Below are 18,710 nucleotides of genomic sequence, written 5' to 3'. Positions count from 1 at the left end.
TTGGACCAAATTTAACCACTCCTTTCTACATGCTTATCTATCAGTAACTTAACGGATCATCTGCCATCTTCTGTATTGCTTCCCGGAATGCGTCGGCTGCAGCATTGCAAGAAGATTGACTGCCTGTCAACAGGCCACCGCCGAAGTTTGTTTCGGAGGGAGGTGCATAGAGTACACAAAGTGTAACGTCAGCTGCTTTTAAAGCAGCGTCCAAACCGATAACAGCTTCAACAGGCGGTGCAATCAAGTATGCCAATGACTGTCCATCGGATACATTGGCCATGTCAGCCAAATAACTCCCACAACTGGAGATGGTATGCGCATATAACGCATGATTCGGGTTTCCGTTGATCGCTTCAAAATACGCTTCGTGCTCTATCGTTATACGAATTGAATCAAGGCCGCTTTTCACTTCTTCCGGTGACGAACCTGCAATGATTCCAATAAACTCTCCCGATAACGGGCCAGAAGAATGAGCTGAACCCGCGTAAAAGCTTTTTGCGTAGACCACTTCCACATCACTATGCTTCGTTGCTGCATCAATTGCTGTATAGCCGACGTCGTCAATTGTCGTCGTTACTATCCCAAGGCTTCGCTGGTTAGACTTCAATCGAAACTTCTCAGCAAGTTCCGGACTGACATTTGATATGACTTGCATCGACAATATATCTGCATAGATTTTCATTTGCCCTCCCCCTTCCTTATCCTTCCTTTTGAACAAGCGATACACCGCTCGCTTCATACTTTAAGATTTTCTGAATAATCGTCCCGAGGAATGCACCCGCCTCGACAGGAGGGATTCCTCCTTTATGGATATTCGAGATGACCATACGATCTGCTTCAATCGTGCCATGTCGAGGTTTGTAGCACATATAAGCACTTAGCGACTCTGCAGAAACAAGACCTGGACGTTCACCGATCAGCATGATGACAACATCAGGTTGCAACAGCTCTCCGATATCATCCATTACGGCAACTCGTCCCTTATCGACATAAAATGTTGTTCCCATATCAATATTCAAGTTGTTAAGTGATTGTTGTAATGACAAGTAGACGTCTTCCAAGTTTTCTTCTATCGCTTTCGCACTCAGTCCGTTTGACGCTACGATTTGTACGACGGGTGATTTCTTACAACGATCCTGAATTAAAGATCTTGCTTCGTCTGAAAGCTTTCTACCAAGATCCGGGCGTCGAATGTATTCTTCTTTATCTGCCACTTTGGATTGCACTTGGAACAATCCTAGCTGTTCAAGCAAGTTATCCGGTACTTCACCGTAGACTGCGTCAACCGCTGCTGCATGATCCAGTCGGAACTGTAGCCACGTTTTTGTTTTCGGACGTGAGCCTGCGCGCCCAACTCCTACGCGCGCTGGTGTTTTCTTACGATATTCTGCCAGCTTATCTTCTTCAGAAGCTGTTTGTGGTTTTGATTTCGGGTTACCATACGCTGTCGTCGGCTTGGGTTTTACAGTAGAAATATTTCGCTTCGGCTCTTTCGTCGTACTATGGAATGTCACTGCGCCACTAGGCGAATTCCCCACAGTTTCCACTTCCAAATGTCCGATCGGTTGCTGTGAAAATAGTTCTATTTTCTGTTCATTCGTTGACGGTTGTATTTTTTGACTGCTATTTGCGGCCTCCAGTTTTTCCACAACCATTTTTGTGATTTGCTGAATTAATTCTTCATTCAAGTCCATCCACCTCCTATCGATTGAAGAGCGTGAGATCTCCGGCATGTTTGCTCAGCATGCCATTTTCATAAATCCCCATCTTTTCAAGCCATTTCAAGTATTCAGGTGCTGGTGTTTTGCCCATCGTCTGAAGAACAGTCGCCACGTCATGGAAGCTCATGGACTGGTAATTCAACATAACGTCATCACCCATTGGTGCTGCGATGATGAAGTTCACACCTGCCGCTGATAATAAGATACTTAAATCCTCAATGTCATTTTGATCTGCTTTAATATGGTTCGTATAGCAAATATCTACACCCATCGGAAGACCATGAAGCTTGCCCATGAAGTGATCTTCAAGGCCAGCACGGATTACTTGCTTGCTGTTGTACAAGTATTCCGGTCCAATAAATCCGACGACTGTGTTAACGATGTACGGATCATAATGTCGTGCAAATCCGTAGTTACGTGCTTCCATAGTTACTTGATCTACGCCGTAATGCGCTTCAGCCGATAATTCAGATCCTTGTCCTGTTTCAAAATACAACGTTTGAGGACCTGTACCCGTGCCCATTTTCAGTGATAGATCTTTCGCTTCTGCAATTAATTCCGCCGAAATCCCAAATGAACGGTGAGCTTTTTCTGTTCCCGCGATACTTTGGAAAATCATATCGGCAGGTGCCCCCTGTTCGATTGCTTTCATCTGTGTCGTAACATGTGCGAGTACGCAGTTTTGCGTCGGAATTTCCCATTCATCAATGAAATCTTTCGTTGCATTCAACACACGCTTTACACTTTCCACAGAATCATCTACTGGATTGATTCCAATTACCGCATCACCGATACCGTAAGACAAACCTTCTTTTAACGAAGTGATGATTCCATCAATATTGTCTGTCGGATGATTCGGTTGCAGACGGGAAGACAATGTACCTTTTTGACCGATTGTAATATTACATGTTGATAAGATTTCAATTTTATTAGCCGCGTGCACTAAGTCGAGATTAGACATTAGCTTTGTGACGGCTGCGATGACTTCCGAAGTCAATCCACGGCTGAGACGCTTTAATTCGCGGTCGCCTACTTCATTACTCAAAATGTATTCACGCAGCTCTGCGATGCTCCAGTTCTGGATTTCACCATAGACCTTCTCGTTAATATCATTTTCAATAATTAGTGAGACTTCATCACTTTCAATTGGAATCAGTGGATTGTTACGGATATCGCTTACAAGCAACTCACTGACGACTGTTTTGGCAGCGATTCGTTCTTGCACGGTTTCCGCCGCAATTCCTGCGAGACGATCTCCAGATTTCTCTTCATTCGCTTTTGCTAGCACTTCTTTTAGGTCATGGAACACATATCGTTCGCCGCCTAATGTAGTGGATAAATTCACGTACAAGACCTCCTTTACGTTGTATGGAAAGTTAAGGTTTTCACGACGACCGGCACGACGCCTGAAGTGAGCGCATTGCCGATATCGATGTAATCGCCTGTTTCCACATTGATTTGATCTATACAAATAATACTTTGTTTCACGTGTAACGCTGCCAGTGTTTGGCCAATCACTTTGGCATGATCTGATTGAATGACCAATATAATCGGTTGTTCAGGTCGCGGCCTTTCGTTCATGATCTGAACAATTGCACTGGCCAGTTTCTGCACATCGCGAAATCCGAGATAGGGAAGATTGGATAGATAAAGTGCGAAGTTTTGCCCTTCTTTTGCTGAGTCGTATAAAGTAACTGCCTGCTGAACCGCATCTTCGAACTGGGATAATCCTGTCTCAAGATTTTCTTCAAAGTCGTATTGATAAATAGGGATGTTCTTTAACGGCAACTCATGTGGTGCAACCTGTATGGTAGCCCCGCTAATTTCAGTAGTCTGTGTTCCAGCTCCCAACACAGTAGCCCTCACAGTTTCCACTGGCTCCTGCCAAGTAAAGTGTTGCAACGATGTATTTTGTAGCAGCGCTTCCGCGAGTTGAATTCCCATATCATCGTACTTCGCTTCTTGGACTTCTTCAGTAGTGTGATGATACATACATTCGGATATACCACCTGAAAAGACGATCGTATCGACCGGCTGCAGCCAGTTCGGTTCATGACCGAGCAGCAGCACTTGATCTTGAGCATGAACTTCATTTTTCAAAATACGTGCCATCGCTTCTGCCATATAAGTCGTTACAAAAGTTACTGCTGATGCATTTTGTGGATCTCCAACTTGTAACGTATAGCCTTGGTCTTGCAATAACCGTTCGACAGGCGGTGAAATTGTACGGACTTTCCCGTGTTCAAATTCGATCAAGCGACCGCCAATATGCATCGTACATGTGCCAAGCAGTTGCTTGTCTTGGAACACTGCAATATTTGCCGTTCCTCCGCCAATGTCTATATTGGCGATTACTTGCCCACTTTTTCCAGACGATTCATAGCTGCCTGATCCTTTTGCTGCAATGATGCCTTCTAAGTCAGGGCCTGCCGTTGCTACGAGGAAATCACCTGCTTCATCAGATAAAAGATGCAACATTTCACTGGCATTTCGCTTGGTAGCGGTTTCACCGGTAATAATAACAGCTCCTGTTTCGATCTGAGAAGGCTGGATTTCGGCTTTTTCATATTCTCTGCGTATAATCTCTTGGACACCTGCTACATCAATCGTCACTGCATCTTGTAATGGCGTTCGGAATACCGGGCTTTTATAAAGTATTTCTTTGTCTGTAATTTCTATTCTTGGCACATGTGTTGCGCCCGCCACATTACGTAGGGAAAATCGACTGATAATCAGTTTCGTCGTGCTTGTGCCAATATCAATTCCTGCACTAATAATGGTTTCGTGCTTATTGAAATTGCTCACGCCCACACTCCTTTCTGATTACTTATTGTCCTCCACTTTTGATATAAAAAAGACGCCTTTACAAACCCATGGATTTTTCCACGGGATGTAAAGGCGCCTTTGCCGTTTTTATTCACTTGTATGAAATTTACTATATCAAATTCCTACTTACCTGTAAAGAATATTAGCCGAGAAAGATCAAGTGCTGGTCAGCTTTTGACTCTGCGTAATGTCGCATCGCTTGAAGGTCGTTAAGCTTTGTCAATTCCTTAAGATGTTCGATGCCCATGCCCGTTTTAGAAGAAACCATAACGATAGGCCCTTCGTTCATGACAGTCTTTAACATGCCAAGTGAACGATCTATATCCGCATCCGGAAGGTCGCATTTGGTGATCACTCCAATGGGTAGTTTCGGGATGCCCATGCTGAAACCTGGCGGGAAAATAAGCTTCTCACTCGTTGCGTCTTGCAAATACAATACGTGCGTTACTTCAAGCGCGGTAGCCATAATATTTTTGTAGAACATTGGATTTTCTGTGTACTCGCCCGGAGTATCAACAATCCAATCATAATAACTGAGCGTTTGCGTTTTGAAAGCTTCTACTTCTCGGCCCAATAAGGCATTTGTCAATGTAGACTTTCCCGCCCGTACCGCACCGATCAGCATCGCCTTGTTTCGCATCGTCCTCACTCCTTATGATTTTGTAATTTCAGCTGGCGTATACTTTAACTTCTCCGATAAAAAGCGATTTATCTCTAGCATAGCCATCTCTACTTCCGAGACACTGCCTACAACGACAAGACTACCGGTAAATCGATCAAGGAATCCAATGCGAACATTCGCTGCTTTCGTAGCCAAGTCACCTGCAATAATTACCGTTTCACTCGGTGTGCAAGTGAGGATACCTAAGGCACCGGCCTCTTGGATGCCTAACTTCTGAAACATATCAGGATCGGGATTAGCAATCAAATGACTGAGTGTAATCTGTTTTCCTGGAACAAATTCCTGTATAAATCGTTTCTTTTCTTCGCTCATTATACACACACCCTATATAGTTTTATACTTTAGTAGCAGAAGCTTCTGGTTCAATGTTTTCAGTATCGTACTCACCTTTTTTAATAATTCCAGCTTCACGATCTTGCTTCTCTAGCTTTAATGCTGTTGGTACAGATAGCTTGTACGCAATAATAATTGCAATGATTCCTGCACTTAATTTACCTAGTATAACCGGTAAAATAATATTTGGCTGGAAATTCGCTGTGAACGATAAATGATCGCCCAACAAGAATGCAGCACAGACTGCGAACGCAATATTAATAACTTTATCTTTTGGCCTCATATAACGAACCAATGAGAACATCGCTAAGATATTTGCGACGGTTGCAAGTAGACCTGCGCTACCTTCAGGTGAAAGCCCAATTTTCTTCCCCGCAGATTCTAAAGGTTTTCCCATATACTTCCGAATCAAATAAATCATTGGGAATGCACCCGCTAGCATGATACCAATGTACCCCGCCGTTTCAAGTGCACGGAACTGGTCTGCTTTATCTGCCATAATGGGATCGAAGCCCCAAACACCAAAGATTTTAGTGAAAATGCCTGTAAATATTTCAACAATAGAGAACACTAACACTAGTTTAATAGCAGCGTCCATCACGCGGCCAAAAATCATAAACCCGTTAATCATCATACGCGGGAAGAACTTCAGTCCGACTGCAATCAACACAACAAATATTAATAATGGCAATAAATTTATAAAGATCTGTAAATAACTAATTGCAAACTCATAATTGGATGTAGCAGTCGTGCTAATTACATCACGCACATCAGTGTTAAATAACACTACTAAAACAGATGCGATAAAAGCACCTATTGGAATCGTTAATACACCTGACATGATACCAAGCGCCATATATTTATGGTCACGCTTATCTAGCATCGCAAGTCCCATTGGAATAGAGAATACAATGGTTGCACCAGACATAAAACCGACGATTAACGCCATAATCCATCCTTCATTTGTTACTTTCAAAGCTTCTGCTAACTGATATCCGCCCATATCTGAAGCCAAAATCGTCGTTGCTGCAATAGCTGGATCTGCTCCTATTGAGTTAAAAATGGGACCGATAAATTTACTAATGAACCATGTTAAGTATGGTATGGACGCCATAATTCCCGCCGCAGGAACGAAGATATGTCCTACTGCGTGTAATCCAGACATGAATTCCTTACCTAATCCTTCTTCCGGATTTTTGATTGAAGCAAATGCCCCTGCAACTGCACAGGCCATGATGATATACACAATCACCGTGCCGATCATTTCCATCTGAGTTTCCCCCTCTTACTGTCATATTGTGTAGTCTTTTACTTAATCCTAGTCTAAAAAACACCGCCCTCTTATCACTATTCGTGTGTTATTCGCGAAAAAAGAAGACAAAAAGACGCTTAAAGAATGTATCTCTTTAAGCGTCTTTGCTTAGATCTATTTACTTGTGCGAATCAATAATTTCCATGGCAAGTGACTCCATTGTCATTTGCCGAGACATACTCGTATCACGCATTCTTTTAAAAGCTTGTTGCTCGGTTAATTGCTCCATGTTCATCAGAATACCTTTTGCCCGCTCTATGACTTTTCGCTTTTCCACTTCTTGCTTAGCCTGCTGAACATCTTTCTTCAGCCGTTTTGCTTTGTCTGATTGGTGAAGAGCTACTTCGATTGCCGGTATTAAATTGGATTCAGATATAGGTTTGACCAAATAGCCAACTATATTGTCTTGTTGTGCTTTTTCTACGAATTCCTTTTGGCTGTACGCGGTGATAATGAGAATAGGTATATCCAGTTGTTCTCCAATGATCCGGCTCGCTTTCAGACCGTTCATCTTCGGCATTTTGATATCCATCAAAATCAAATCCGGTTTATGCAAGAAGGCTAGCTCGATCGCCCTGTCCCCATCGCCTGCTTCCCCAACTACTTCATAGCCATGGTCTTGCAAGGTCATTTTCAGGTCCATGCGAATGATGGATTCGTCTTCCGCAATCAAGATTCGTTTACTCATCAAAAATTTCCACCTCCGCACCCACTGGAAAATTAACTACTGCATGAGTTCCGATCTCCCTGGGCACATATAGAAACTCACCATTCAAGTCATTGGTAACCAAATTGTGAATGATTTCCGTACCAAGCGATGTTTGCGGATTCTTCATTCCAACGCCGTTGTCGGACACATGAATCTCTACAAAATCATTTTCCACGGTAAATTCCACATCAATAATCCCCTCTTCTTTGCCTTGAAATGCATGTTTTAAAGAGTTTTGTATAAGCTCATTGACGATAAGTGCGATTGAAACCGCTTTCTTAGAGGTTGTTACTATTTTATTGTTATTCGGCTCAATAATCAAGTCTACTTTCAAATTATATTCATTCAGCACCATAGTTGAGCATATTTTTCTTGTCAAATTTATGATATTTACATCATCGTCATCTGCATGTTCTTTAGTGAGGATAATTTCATATACAGACGAAATACTGTATATACGATTAAGTGTTTCTTCAAATGAAGAGCGACTTTCGGCCGGCATACCTTTACGCATTTGCAGCCTTATCAAGCTTGCAACTGTTTGCAGATTATTTTTTACACGATGATGTATTTCTTTTATCACGACTGACTTCATCATCAATTCTTTTTCCTTTGTACGAAGTTCGGTAATATCTTGTATAATCAACAACGTTTCTTGAGATTTATTTTTTTCACGCATTCTTATCTTTTTCACTATTAAGTTTTTCCGCTGGATTGTTAGTTCAAAAACAAACACATCATCTTCCTGCTCATAAACCGTCCTCAAAAAAGGTAATAATTCTAATAAATCACGGTTAAGCACATCATCTTTCTCACTCATTTCAGAAATGAGTCTTAACCCTGAAGGATTCGCGTATACCAACCGATTACTTTCATCTGTCAAAATGAGCATTTCCATCAATAAGTCCGAAACTACACCCAGTCCCGAATTTGTCATCTGATCTTCCGCGGTTTCTGTAACTACCGAAAATTTCTGTACATTGCCTGTTGGAGTCGGTGAAACAACCTGCTTCTCTGAAATCAGTACACCAATCACTTGATGGTTTGTATTCTTAATTGGTACCACGGTCTGATCCACCACGATACCTTCTTGTGTCATCGCCTGTCTTATGATCGACTTTTTTCCGTTGCGATAAGAATAAAATACACCTGGCTCAAAAGATTCAAAAACAATCTTTCCAATAACCGAGTTATTATATAGCGGTGTACTACCGACTGGAAAAGCCTCCGCAACGACTATTGCTTGGTTACCTGGTTTTAATTTGCAATCAATGAACATATATGAATCCGATAAATCAGCGTAAGTCTGCAAACTAAACGCCATTTCCTGAAGAATCTGCACATCTTGATCAGTCAGTTCCGTATGCTGTTTACAAAGTTGCTTCACTGTTTCTTTTACCAATACGTCACGACCTTATAATGAGAAATACTGCTTCCCTTACTTTGTAAAAATAGTATAGGACGGTTAGCGAGATAGGTCAATTGACAGGTTCGATGTCGATAAATGACTCTCAAGAAAATCATCTACCTTTCTCTTATACGCTTCCTGATCCATCACAAACGCTTCCCCGTGATTCGCATCATCTACTAAAAAAATGTCCGCATCACTCTCCGTTACTTCATACAGTTTCTTTGCCATATCTGTCGGGACAAATGTGTCAGCGTTGCCGTGTATATACAGGATGGGTACAGTTGCACGCTGTACAGCACTCAGCGCATCTGCTTCCTTCAACGAATATCCAGCTTTTGCATTTGTCAATAAGTTCATATTATCAAGCAGTGGAAAGGCTGGCAAATGGAACATCCGATTTAATTGATAGGCAAAAAGCTGATACACGGATTGATACGGACTATCTGCAATGATTGCCTTCACTTGATTCGGAAGATTTTCACCACTCGCCATCAATACCGTTGCAGCACCCATAGACAATCCGTGATAGATCACTTGTGTATTAGTACCCGCTTTTTTGGTAAGCAACTTCGTCCAATCTATCAAATCCAAACGATCAGGCCAACCAAATCCATAATAATCTCCACCGCTTTTTCCATGTCCTCTAGCATTTGGCATGAAAATATTATAGCCGAGTTCTTCATAATAAAATTGACCGTACAATCCCATCTGTTTTGCGTGGCCTAAATAACCATGTGTCAAAATCACTAATTTGTCAGTTGGCTGTTTGGCCGGCAAGTAATATCCCATTAACTCTAAACCATCTCTAGAAGTCATATGCATTTCTTCAAACTCCTGTTTATCAACCCAATCTAACCAGTCTCCATTTAAAAATACATCCATAGTTTCGGCTGATACTTTCAAGTCGGCATTGCTTGTAAGGAAGTCTTTGGGACCACGTTTGATGGCCAAATTATAGAAGAAAAAGCTACCTGCTATCTGAAAGACAATAAAGATCGTAACTAGTAAAACAACGACCTTTTTCCAACTTATTTTTTTCATTTCTATATCCTCGTTCTCTTTGTCTTAGCATTTACTTTTATTATACAGTGAAAGCATAGAATCCGTTAGGACGATTTCATGAGAAAAACCCCAGTAGTTGGATAACGACTACTGAGGCACACCACATTTACTATTTTTATGTCTTACTTCTTCTTGTTATCTTGCTCGGTAGCCTTATCTGCTCGTTTATACTCTTTGGCGTACAATACTTCCTGTGCGGATGAAAGACCATTATTTTTATCAGTCAATGTTTTGTGCGGCTGCTTATTTTCACTCACGTTTCAACACTCCTTTCAGTCTAATTTCAGTGTTCCACAAATCCTTGAAATTAAACGCAGAAAGACAGTTATCGTTCATTGGGTTTCTTCCTCAAACAACGTATACTAACTGTAAAAGGAGCTGAACCATATGAAATTTTATATGACAGAACACGGATTTGATACCGAAACGGAATTCGGTACATTACACATTTCATCAAATGAAGAAAAAGGGTTTCGTCCCTATCAGCTAATGGTTGCGTCGATCGCTGTTTGTGGTGGTGGTGTCATGCGAAAAGTCCTTGATAAAATGCGTTTGCCGGCAGAAGATATTGCAATTGATGTAAAAGAGGTTGTACGTTCTCAAGACGATGCAAGCCGCCTACTAAAGATCCATCTTCATTTCACTATTATTGGATCAGACGTTACAGAAGAAAAAATGCCACGAGTCATGATGCTGACGGAGAAAAATTGTTCTATGTTGCAATCCGTGATGGGTTGTATCGATGTTGTGAAAACATACGAGATAGGTACAAAGTAAGTTTCAATAATCCGACAAGAGAATTCCTTCTTTTGTCGTTTTTTTCGTTTGAAGATCCTTATTTTCCCATTAAAGTCCTGTATAATTAATAGAATACCTAAAGGAGGTCTACCTATATGAAGAATAAACTAGTCGGGTTGTTAACAGTTTTATTGATTTTTGCAGCAACACCATTTCATGCACAAGCTGCCGCACAATTTTCTGACGTAGACAAGCATTGGGCAAAGAAAGAAATTATGTATTTAGCCGACCGTAATATCATCGGTGGTTTTCCAGATGGTACCTTTAAGCCTAATGATCCCATTACACGGGCGCAAGCGTCTTCTATGCTAATAAAAGCATTGAAAATTCCATTGATAAAAAACCCTACAGTGCAATTCAAGGACGTCTCGAAAAAATCTCCATACTATCAAATTCTCGCAACTGTGAATGAAAAAGGCATCATGCGAGGAGACAATGGTTTCATGCGTCCTGGTGAAGATACTTCACGTGCACATATGGCCGCGATCATTCGTCGTTCATTTAACATACCTGTCGACCATCAAGCAACGTTTGTAGACGTATCACCGACCCATTGGTCATTCCCCGATATTAATGGAATTGCGAAAAAAGGCATTACGGGCGGCTCTGAAGGTAAATATATGCCAGCAGACTCCGTTACACGTTCTCAGTTTGCTGCATTTTTAGTACGCGCACTGGATGATTCCATGAAGTTGAAAGACTATCGTTCTTATGTAAGTGTTAAAGGAAAAACGATTGAACAGAACGGTTTTACTTATACCATTGCAAAAGATAAAACTTCTACTAAGCTATTGAAAGAGAGTAAAAAAGCAGGAATACGTTTAACACTCTTGGATAGCGCGACTATGCCAGACAACGGAATCAACCGAGTACTGCTCATGTCCGGTTATCAAATGATTCTATACAATGATGATCTTTTCATTCCGTATTGGAACTTGATCAGTGCAGGAAATAAAATGCCCGCAGGTTATAATCTAGTCAAATTGAATGTAAATGACCGGAGTTACACAATTGGTAGTATTTCAATTGATCAAAAGTTCCGCAATATGTTCATTTGGAACGATCGCATTTACTATACACTTGAAAAGAACAAAGAGCGTGTTTTCGATTCCAAATTCGATCCCACAACTCCACTGGACGATCCGTTGACGCTGTATTCAGTAGCGATGGATGGAAAAAATAAAAAGACATTATTGAACTTCGACGCACGCGTTATTTTTGATGAAGTGGAAGCTACTTCGAAAACTAACCAAGTAAGCCAAAACAATAAATCCGTAGCGTTTGATCTTTCTACGATGTATTATTTCAATAAAACAGGTGTCTATAAATATAATCTGTTAGATAAAAAGACAAGCAAGATTTCTACTATTCTTGCGAAAGATATGGAAGTTACCGCTACACAGTTAATCGTGACAGATCAAGCAGGTAAGAAACATACACTTAAGAAATAAGTAAAATGGCATGCCTCTAATTTAGTGGCATGCCATTTTTTCTATCGATCTATAACGAGCTTAGCAATCGTCCGAATCAATAATTGTCCAATGAAAACTGGGATCGCTGTTAGCAAGATGACAACGTCTCGACCAAATGGCTTGAACCATCCACCATCATCTGAGATGAAATTCATAGCCAATATTAGAGAGACTATGGCTATAATTATATTCATTAGTAAGATGTAACGAACCTTTATAATACTAGATAAAATGCCTGTTATCACAATATATAAAATAGATACTACTAATAAGTATGTTGCATCTTCTCGCTTCATATACTGACCGTACTCGTAAAAATGAAATAGGAATGGCGCTGGAATCAGACTCATAACGAGCCATACTATGTTCAAATATCGTTTTACCATTACTTCACCGCTCCAATTAGCTAAGGATAAAAATGCACTGTGTATTCAACATGATTATTGAGCCATTACACACCTGACGTGCTCGCAATGACTACAAAAGCGAGCCGTGTAAATATTAGTTATTTCTTTTCCTTCTACTTCATTACCGTTTATTCACGGCTTCTTCACTGGCACATAACCTACTTTCTCCACTAATTCCTGTCCTTGCGGTGAAACCATCCATTCAATGAACTTCTCAACATTCGGATTGTCTGTCCCCGCTGTGATAACATAAAATTCTGTTGCAATTGGGTATTCATCAGTACGGATTGTATCTTTCGTCGGCTCTACACCATTGATTGAGAGTAGCTTGATTTCATCGTTACTTACCATTTCCATTGAGTAATAGCGAAATGTATAGCCAATCGCATTTTTATAATTCCTATACTTGGAGACCTCTGATATTATTCCACCCATTCCTTCGGGCACATTTTCTTTTGGAGCATCCATAATCGGAATATCCCCCATCAGCCGTTCCAAGCCTGTTTGACTACCACTGTCTGCCGGTCGTTGGAATGCACGAATCGGCTCGTTTTTACCACCAACTTCTTCCCAGTTGGTGATTTTCCCTGCATAGATATCTTGAATTTGTTTTAATTCTAGATGATCAATGGGATTTTTTTGATTAACAAAAAAGACAAATGCTTCTCTTCCAACTGGTGTTAAATTCAGCTCAAGCCCTAGTTGTTCCGCTACTTTCATTTGGGCGTCTGAAGGTCCTGCTGCAAAAATTATATCTACCTCGCCAGAAAACAGATTTTCATAAGCGATAGGTGTTGTATTGACCATTACTTCACTATCATACGGATTGTATTCTTTTCTAGGATAGACTGCTTGAACAAAAGCTGCATACAGGGGATATAGTGCGGTAGCACCGTCTATTCTCGGTAAATCATCCCTCAGTTCGAGTGTAGCCGCCTCATCGAGTACGACAAGCTTGGATTCCTGTCCAATTGTAAACGGCTCATAATAACGTACTTCCACTTCGGCATCCACTGTTGAAATACTTTCTTTATATATATGCATCATCGGCCAAACTGCCGCTCCGAGTAGAACTGCTCCTGCCATAATACCGAACAATCGCTTTCGTTGCGGCGTGTTGAAGACATGAAAGATCATCATAACGATCCACACATATACAACGATCATTGCACTTAGCGCTAACGGAATATAGTAGATCAATCCCATTAACGATAAATACAATAATCCAATTCCTGCGAAGAATAGTAACGCCATCAATAAAAGTACCGCAAATGCTATGGGTGCAATCATACGCGTCCCTCCTTTTTACTTTCCACTCAGTTCCTCCAGCCGATGCCGTGCCTCGTCTTCATCAAACGAACTGTACCAACGATAATGCTCCTCATCCAAAATACGGAAGTGCTGACTAATTACATTTTGCTGTAAACGAAATTGTCCTTTCGTTTCCAAGTCACGCCACCACACTTTACCGCCCATAGATTGATCCATTCGGCGGTCAATACCGTCATGCGCAATGGTTTCCAGTACTTCTAACGGATCCCCACCGACAGTAGCTTGTAATACCTCACTTTCACGAAATAAAGCACAGACAGCTATGACAGCTGTCCAACTAGCCATCGCCCTTGCCTTTTCAATTTGAATCAACGTCTTTTTGGAAAGCCCTAACACATCCGCCATTTTTTGTTGAGAATATTCTTTCTCCAATCGGATTACCCGTAACTTTAATGAAATCAGTTGTACGAATTGTTGTTGATTCACTAGATCACCCCGTGGTTACATTTCACATCTAATGGTGTAATATTACACCAACATTATAGATTAGGCAAATTGTTTTCAAAACTCTCTGTTAACTTCACAACTATCGATTCTTTCTTAAAATTATGATAAGATTTATTAACTTTGTGATTTAGTTAAAGAAACGAGGACTCTTATGAAACAGCGTGAACAATGGACATCCAAGATTGGTTTTATTTTAGCGGCTGCTGGCAGTGCTATCGGTCTAGGTGCAATCTGGAAGTTTCCTTATATGGCCGGAACAAACGGTGGCAGCGTGTTTGTGCTGTTATTTATTATTTGTACATTATTGATCGGTCTACCGATTTTATTGGCTGAGTTTGTTATTGGCCGAAGAGGACAGGCAGATGCCGTGACTTCTTTGAAAAGATTATCAACGAGACGCAATTGGGGATGGGTTGGATGGATGGGACTTGTCTCTTCTTTCATCATCTTATCGTTTTACAGTGTTGTCGGTGGATGGATTTTATCGTATTTGGCGCGAGCCTTTACGTTTAAATTAGGTGGACTGGATTACGGCGAGCTATTCAATGCAACGATTGCGAATCCATGGGAAGTATTATTAGCACAAGCGTTATTTATGGCGTTAACAATCTTTATCGTTCAAAGCGGGATTCGTGGAGGAATTGAACGGGCCAGCCGCTGGATCATGCCTTTGTTATTCTTGTCATTCATTGTGTTGGCGATTCGTTCGCTAACACTAGACGGTGCGATGGAAGGTGTACGTTTCTTATTCGTACCAGATTGGAGTTACTTTAACGGAACTACTTTCTTGGTTGCGTTGGGACAGGCATTCTTCTCACTAAGTGTCGGTGTGACGGCGATGATGACCTATGCTTCCTACCTTTCGAAAGAGGAGAAGCTCGGACAGTCCGCGTTTAATGTCTCTATGCTGAACATTGGGATTTCGATCCTAGCGGGACTTGTTATTTTCCCAGCAGTTTTCGCGTTAGGACATTCACCGGAAGCGGGACCAGGACTTATTTTCGTCATCCTGCCAGCTATTTTCAATGAAATTCCATTTGGCGGCGTGTTTTTAATTATTTTCTTTTTCTTGATGCTGTTTGCTACATTGACATCTGCTATAGCGATGCTCGAAATCGTAGTTTCTACAGGTATACGTAAAAAGCATGATAGAAGAAAGCGTGCTTCTTGGGTGTTTGGCGGGCTAATCTTTTTAGTAGGAATTCCAAGTGCCTTATCGTTTGGGTTATTATCTGACGTCAGTATTTTCGGCAACTCCATTTTTGATTTCGCTGATTTGCTGACAAGTAGAATTGCGATGCCGCTCGGGGCATTAGCTGTGTCTTTATTTGCCGGTTTCGTACTGACGAAAGAGGATACAGCGGAAGAGTTAGGGATGCACCCGGCTCTTCACTCTTTGTGGAAAGTACTTGTACGCTATTTCGCACCGATTGCGATCGTCGTCATTTTCTTTACTTGGATTTTAGGCATGTAAAAACCACGCTGGAGATTTTCTCCGGCGTGGTTTTTCTTAATATACTCTAACAAATGGTCAGGCAGTGCTGGTCGATGTTTCAAGCGGACGCTTTATCCCAGAGCTCACGGTGAACCTTTGGAAGTCGACTTGCACTTACAATCTACTCCTGTCGTTTTCTTTAGAAAAGACGCTCATTCTGCCACGTTATCCGCTCAATAAACCCTCATAAGTGCTCTATCTATTTATTTAACCGCTCTATGAACCCCGGTAATTGCTCTATCCTACCAGTTAGGCGCTCTATGCCACTCAGCGACCGCTCTTACCTATCTCCAAAACGGCCTCTACCTGGAACGCAGAGTAACGTCTCTCTCACCTTCAGCTATTCTTCTCTCAAATATGTTTCATAAGCGCTTTTACTACTTGCGTCAATCCCACTAAATCGTCTTCCGTAAAGCGATCTAATTCGGGGCTGTCGATGTCGAGCACACCAAATACTTCCCCATTTTTAATCAGCGGTACAACAACTTCGGAACGAGATGCTGCGTCACATGCAATATGGCCTGGGAATGCATTGACATCTGCTACGACCAAGCCCTCTTTCGTCTTCGCTACCGTCCCGCAAACACCTCTACCAAGCGGTATACGGATACAAGCCGGTAATCCCTGGAATGGTCCGAGTACGAGCTCATCACCATCCATCAAGTAAAATCCTACCCAATTGATGCGGTCGAAGAATTGATTAAGTATTGCAGATGCATTGCTTAAGTTTGCGTATACGTTTGGCTCTCCTGACAATAGTGCATCCAACTGTGTTGTTAGTTGCGCGTACTTCTCTTGTAAATTATTGGAATAATCAATGGGTGTGTACATACTAATTCCCTGCTTTCTGTGTATAGTTCTTACTTTTATCATACACAGAATAATAGTATTGGAAAAGTAATCGAGCTTCATTCCTTGTTTCAAATCAATCTAATTTTACCTTCAATACCTCACCGGTCACGGCATCTATTTTGACTTCATACTTATGTCCTTCTGCTGTGCGAATATCCACTTCATAGATCAACATACCGTCATCAAATTCCAGTTCTGACTTCACCACTTCACCCGGTACTCTTTGTAATGCAATTTCATTTGCCTGCTCCATTGAAATTCTACGATATTGCGGATGTTGCCAGTGATTCATCCAATACTCACTTTGCTGATTCAATATTCGATCCCTCCCATTTCTTTCTACGTTGTTAATCTATGTGGAAGAGTGGAGCGATGCCACACAGCTAAGCATGTCGGTTACGAATGAAAAACGGATTATTTCCAAGGAAATAATCCGTTTTTGTCAGGCGGTTTGTGCTGAAACATTTTTTTGTTTATAACGCATCCAAATTACGAGTGGAATAAGTAGTAAGGAAATATATGTTCCGAGGAAACTTAACATGGAAAACCCTAAAAACGCCACGACAATTCCTGAAGCCAGCCCACCCACAGTCCCTGCTAGTGCGACAAACACATCGATGCTTCCCTGGATCTTCGCACGAGTCAACACATCAGTAGAATCGATAACAATCGCCGTTCCACTGATTAATCCGAAGTTCCAGCCAACCCCCAGTAATATGAGCGAGACAGACATCCACACTATCGATTCTCCCGCTACATAAGCTGCGAGAATACCTGCTAGCGCAAGTGTCACTCCCGATGCAATCACCATAGTCGGTCGCCCGATTCGGTCTACTAGTACACCAGTAAAAATGGACGGCAAGTACATTCCTGCGATATGTAAACCGATAACTAAACCAATTCCTGATATCGAAGCACCGTGATGTTGCATATGGACAGGGGTCATTGTCATAATAGCCACCATGACGCCATGCGACAGTACGAGTACTATGCCTCCTACCCAAATCCCCATCTTATTTGCCGTATGTTGATGAGCAACATGTCCTTCACTAGACTCTCCACGTTCTTTTTGTTTGGCCAATTCAATCTCACGTGCAACGAGTAAAGGATCGGGATGTAAAAACAGTAAGAATGTCAGCCCGGATAATACATAGGCGACACCTGCTAATAGAAATACACCGGTCAATGAAGGTATACCTATGAAATCTGCCACATGTCCCATTGGTAAGACGAGATTTGGTCCGGCTACTGCACCGACTGTGGTTGAAACCAACGCGACACTGACTGCAGTGGCCCGTTGCTTTTCATTCGCAAGATCTGTTCCGGCATAGCGGGCTTGTAGATTGGAGGAGGTCCCTGCTCCATAGATAAACAGAAAGAGGAATAACACAGCAAGACTTCCGGTCATCACTGCAAAGATTACCCCGAATGCTCCTACACCACCGGTAATAAAGCCTGCACCGAGACCAAGGCGACGACCATAACGTTGAGATAGCCTGCCGACGAGATAAGCAGAGAATGCGGAACCAAAAGTGGACAGTGCAATCGGCATACCCGCTAAGCTTTCATTTCCCGTCATGTCTTGAATTAATAGCGCCCCTACTGTAATGCCAGCTGCCAGTCCGGCACCACTAAATATCTGGGAAATGATCACAACAAGTAAGGAGCGCTTATACAATTGTTTCTGCGCTTCTTTGGATTTTGTGTAGTATACATAATCTTGCCGCTTTGACATGAAATTTCCCAACCCTTCTATTTCTATATAATAGACGTATAAGTTAATTGACTTTTCACACCTTATTCATCTTAACATATATTGATAAATCAAAAGATAGGTCTTTTCCATAC

General features: G+C 41.6%; 20 protein-coding genes. 3 read left to right on the top strand and 17 right to left on the bottom strand.

Features of this window, described 5'->3' with window-relative positions; all coding sequences use genetic code 11:
* Nucleotides 1–40 precede the first annotated feature (40 nt).
* The 11 genes from eutL to CSV70_RS02455 form a co-directional block, all read right to left on the bottom strand.
* On the bottom strand, nt 41–685 hold the full coding sequence (gene eutL, locus CSV70_RS02505) for an ethanolamine utilization microcompartment protein EutL (RefSeq protein WP_232319126.1): 645 nt from the start codon (nt 683–685) through the stop codon (nt 41–43).
* A gap of 16 nt (nt 686–701) precedes the next feature.
* On the bottom strand, nt 702–1,697 hold the full coding sequence (gene eutC, locus CSV70_RS02500; RefSeq protein WP_369822331.1) for an ethanolamine ammonia-lyase subunit EutC: 996 nt from the start codon (nt 1,695–1,697) through the stop codon (nt 702–704).
* Nucleotides 1,698–1,704: 7 nt separating this feature from the next.
* A complete protein-coding gene (locus tag CSV70_RS02495) occupies nt 1,705–3,069 on the bottom strand; it encodes an ethanolamine ammonia-lyase subunit EutB (protein ID WP_085132133.1) in 1,365 nt (454 codons plus the stop codon).
* Nucleotides 3,070–3,083: 14 nt separating this feature from the next.
* A complete protein-coding gene (locus CSV70_RS02490; protein ID WP_099628486.1) occupies nt 3,084–4,529 on the bottom strand; it encodes an ethanolamine ammonia-lyase reactivating factor EutA in 1,446 nt (481 codons plus the stop codon).
* Between the two features lie 163 nt (nt 4,530–4,692).
* Entirely contained in the window at nt 4,693–5,190 is a 498-nt protein-coding gene (locus CSV70_RS02485; protein ID WP_085132135.1) for a EutP/PduV family microcompartment system protein, read from the bottom strand.
* A 12-nt stretch (nt 5,191–5,202) separates the two neighbouring features.
* Nucleotides 5,203–5,544, bottom strand: a complete 342-nt coding sequence (gene eutS / locus CSV70_RS02480) for an ethanolamine utilization microcompartment protein EutS (RefSeq protein ID WP_085132136.1) — start codon at nt 5,542–5,544, stop codon at nt 5,203–5,205.
* 22 nt (nt 5,545–5,566) lie between these two features.
* Complete coding sequence (eutH, locus tag CSV70_RS02475; RefSeq protein WP_099628485.1) at nt 5,567–6,835, bottom strand: ethanolamine utilization protein EutH; 1,269 nt, start codon at nt 6,833–6,835, stop codon at nt 5,567–5,569.
* A gap of 160 nt (nt 6,836–6,995) precedes the next feature.
* Nucleotides 6,996–7,565, bottom strand: a complete 570-nt coding sequence (locus CSV70_RS02470; RefSeq protein WP_085132138.1) for an ANTAR domain-containing response regulator — start codon at nt 7,563–7,565, stop codon at nt 6,996–6,998.
* Nucleotides 7,558–8,988, bottom strand: a complete 1,431-nt coding sequence (locus CSV70_RS02465) for a sensor histidine kinase (protein WP_099628484.1) — start codon at nt 8,986–8,988, stop codon at nt 7,558–7,560. The genes CSV70_RS02470 and CSV70_RS02465 overlap by 8 nt, the downstream gene beginning before the upstream one ends.
* 63 nt (nt 8,989–9,051) lie before the next feature.
* Nucleotides 9,052–10,038, bottom strand: coding sequence for an alpha/beta hydrolase (locus CSV70_RS02460; protein WP_199171584.1), 987 nt, complete (start codon nt 10,036–10,038; stop codon nt 9,052–9,054).
* Between the two features lie 143 nt (nt 10,039–10,181).
* The gene (locus tag CSV70_RS02455) at nt 10,182–10,316 is read right to left on the bottom strand and encodes a YfhE family protein (RefSeq protein ID WP_085132148.1); all 135 of its coding nucleotides are present in this window, start codon (nt 10,314–10,316) and stop codon (nt 10,182–10,184) included.
* A 130-nt stretch (nt 10,317–10,446) separates the two neighbouring features.
* On the opposite strand from CSV70_RS02455, the gene CSV70_RS02450 reads away from it, so the two are divergent.
* Together CSV70_RS02450 and CSV70_RS02445 are read left to right on the top strand one after the other, a co-directional pair.
* Nucleotides 10,447–10,836, top strand: coding sequence for an OsmC family protein (locus tag CSV70_RS02450; RefSeq protein ID WP_085132149.1), 390 nt, complete (start codon nt 10,447–10,449; stop codon nt 10,834–10,836).
* Between the two features lie 116 nt (nt 10,837–10,952).
* A complete protein-coding gene (locus CSV70_RS02445) occupies nt 10,953–12,308 on the top strand; it encodes an S-layer homology domain-containing protein (RefSeq protein ID WP_099628482.1) in 1,356 nt (451 codons plus the stop codon).
* A 41-nt stretch (nt 12,309–12,349) separates the two neighbouring features.
* Here the strand turns inward: CSV70_RS02445 and CSV70_RS02440 are convergent, their stop codons facing one another.
* From CSV70_RS02440 to CSV70_RS02430, 3 genes are all read right to left on the bottom strand, one after another.
* Nucleotides 12,350–12,715 (bottom strand): hypothetical protein, encoded by a 366-nt coding sequence (locus CSV70_RS02440; RefSeq protein ID WP_099628481.1) that lies wholly within the window; start codon nt 12,713–12,715, stop codon nt 12,350–12,352.
* A 153-nt stretch (nt 12,716–12,868) separates the two neighbouring features.
* Nucleotides 12,869–14,026 (bottom strand): PstS family phosphate ABC transporter substrate-binding protein, encoded by a 1,158-nt coding sequence (locus tag CSV70_RS02435; protein ID WP_099628480.1) that lies wholly within the window; start codon nt 14,024–14,026, stop codon nt 12,869–12,871.
* Nucleotides 14,027–14,041: 15 nt separating this feature from the next.
* Nucleotides 14,042–14,494 (bottom strand): helix-turn-helix transcriptional regulator, encoded by a 453-nt coding sequence (locus CSV70_RS02430; protein WP_099628479.1) that lies wholly within the window; start codon nt 14,492–14,494, stop codon nt 14,042–14,044.
* 172 nt (nt 14,495–14,666) lie between these two features.
* Here CSV70_RS02430 and CSV70_RS02425 point away from each other — a divergent pair, with 172 nt between their 5' ends.
* A complete protein-coding gene (locus CSV70_RS02425; protein ID WP_085132154.1) occupies nt 14,667–15,989 on the top strand; it encodes a sodium-dependent transporter in 1,323 nt (440 codons plus the stop codon).
* A 372-nt stretch (nt 15,990–16,361) separates the two neighbouring features.
* Here the strand turns inward: CSV70_RS02425 and CSV70_RS02420 are convergent, their stop codons facing one another.
* The 3 genes from CSV70_RS02420 to CSV70_RS02410 all read right to left on the bottom strand — a co-directional run bounded on the left by CSV70_RS02420 (nt 16,362) and on the right by CSV70_RS02410 (nt 18,597).
* Nucleotides 16,362–16,841 (bottom strand): GAF domain-containing protein, encoded by a 480-nt coding sequence (locus tag CSV70_RS02420; RefSeq protein WP_099628478.1) that lies wholly within the window; start codon nt 16,839–16,841, stop codon nt 16,362–16,364.
* Nucleotides 16,842–16,935: 94 nt separating this feature from the next.
* The gene (locus CSV70_RS02415) at nt 16,936–17,178 is read right to left on the bottom strand and encodes a PepSY domain-containing protein (RefSeq protein WP_232319127.1); all 243 of its coding nucleotides are present in this window, start codon (nt 17,176–17,178) and stop codon (nt 16,936–16,938) included.
* Nucleotides 17,179–17,304: 126 nt separating this feature from the next.
* Nucleotides 17,305–18,597 carry an MFS transporter gene (locus tag CSV70_RS02410; protein WP_099626665.1) on the bottom strand — a complete coding sequence of 431 codons (1,293 nt, stop codon included), beginning with the start codon at nt 18,595–18,597 and terminating at the stop codon, nt 17,305–17,307.
* Between the last annotated feature and the right edge of the window lie 113 nt (nt 18,598–18,710).

The sequence above is a fragment of the Sporosarcina sp. P25 genome (assembly GCF_002743235.1).
GTDB lineage: Bacteria > Bacillota > Bacilli > Bacillales_A > Planococcaceae > Sporosarcina > Sporosarcina ureae_B.
This window is presented reverse-complemented; position numbering and strand designations above follow the sequence as displayed.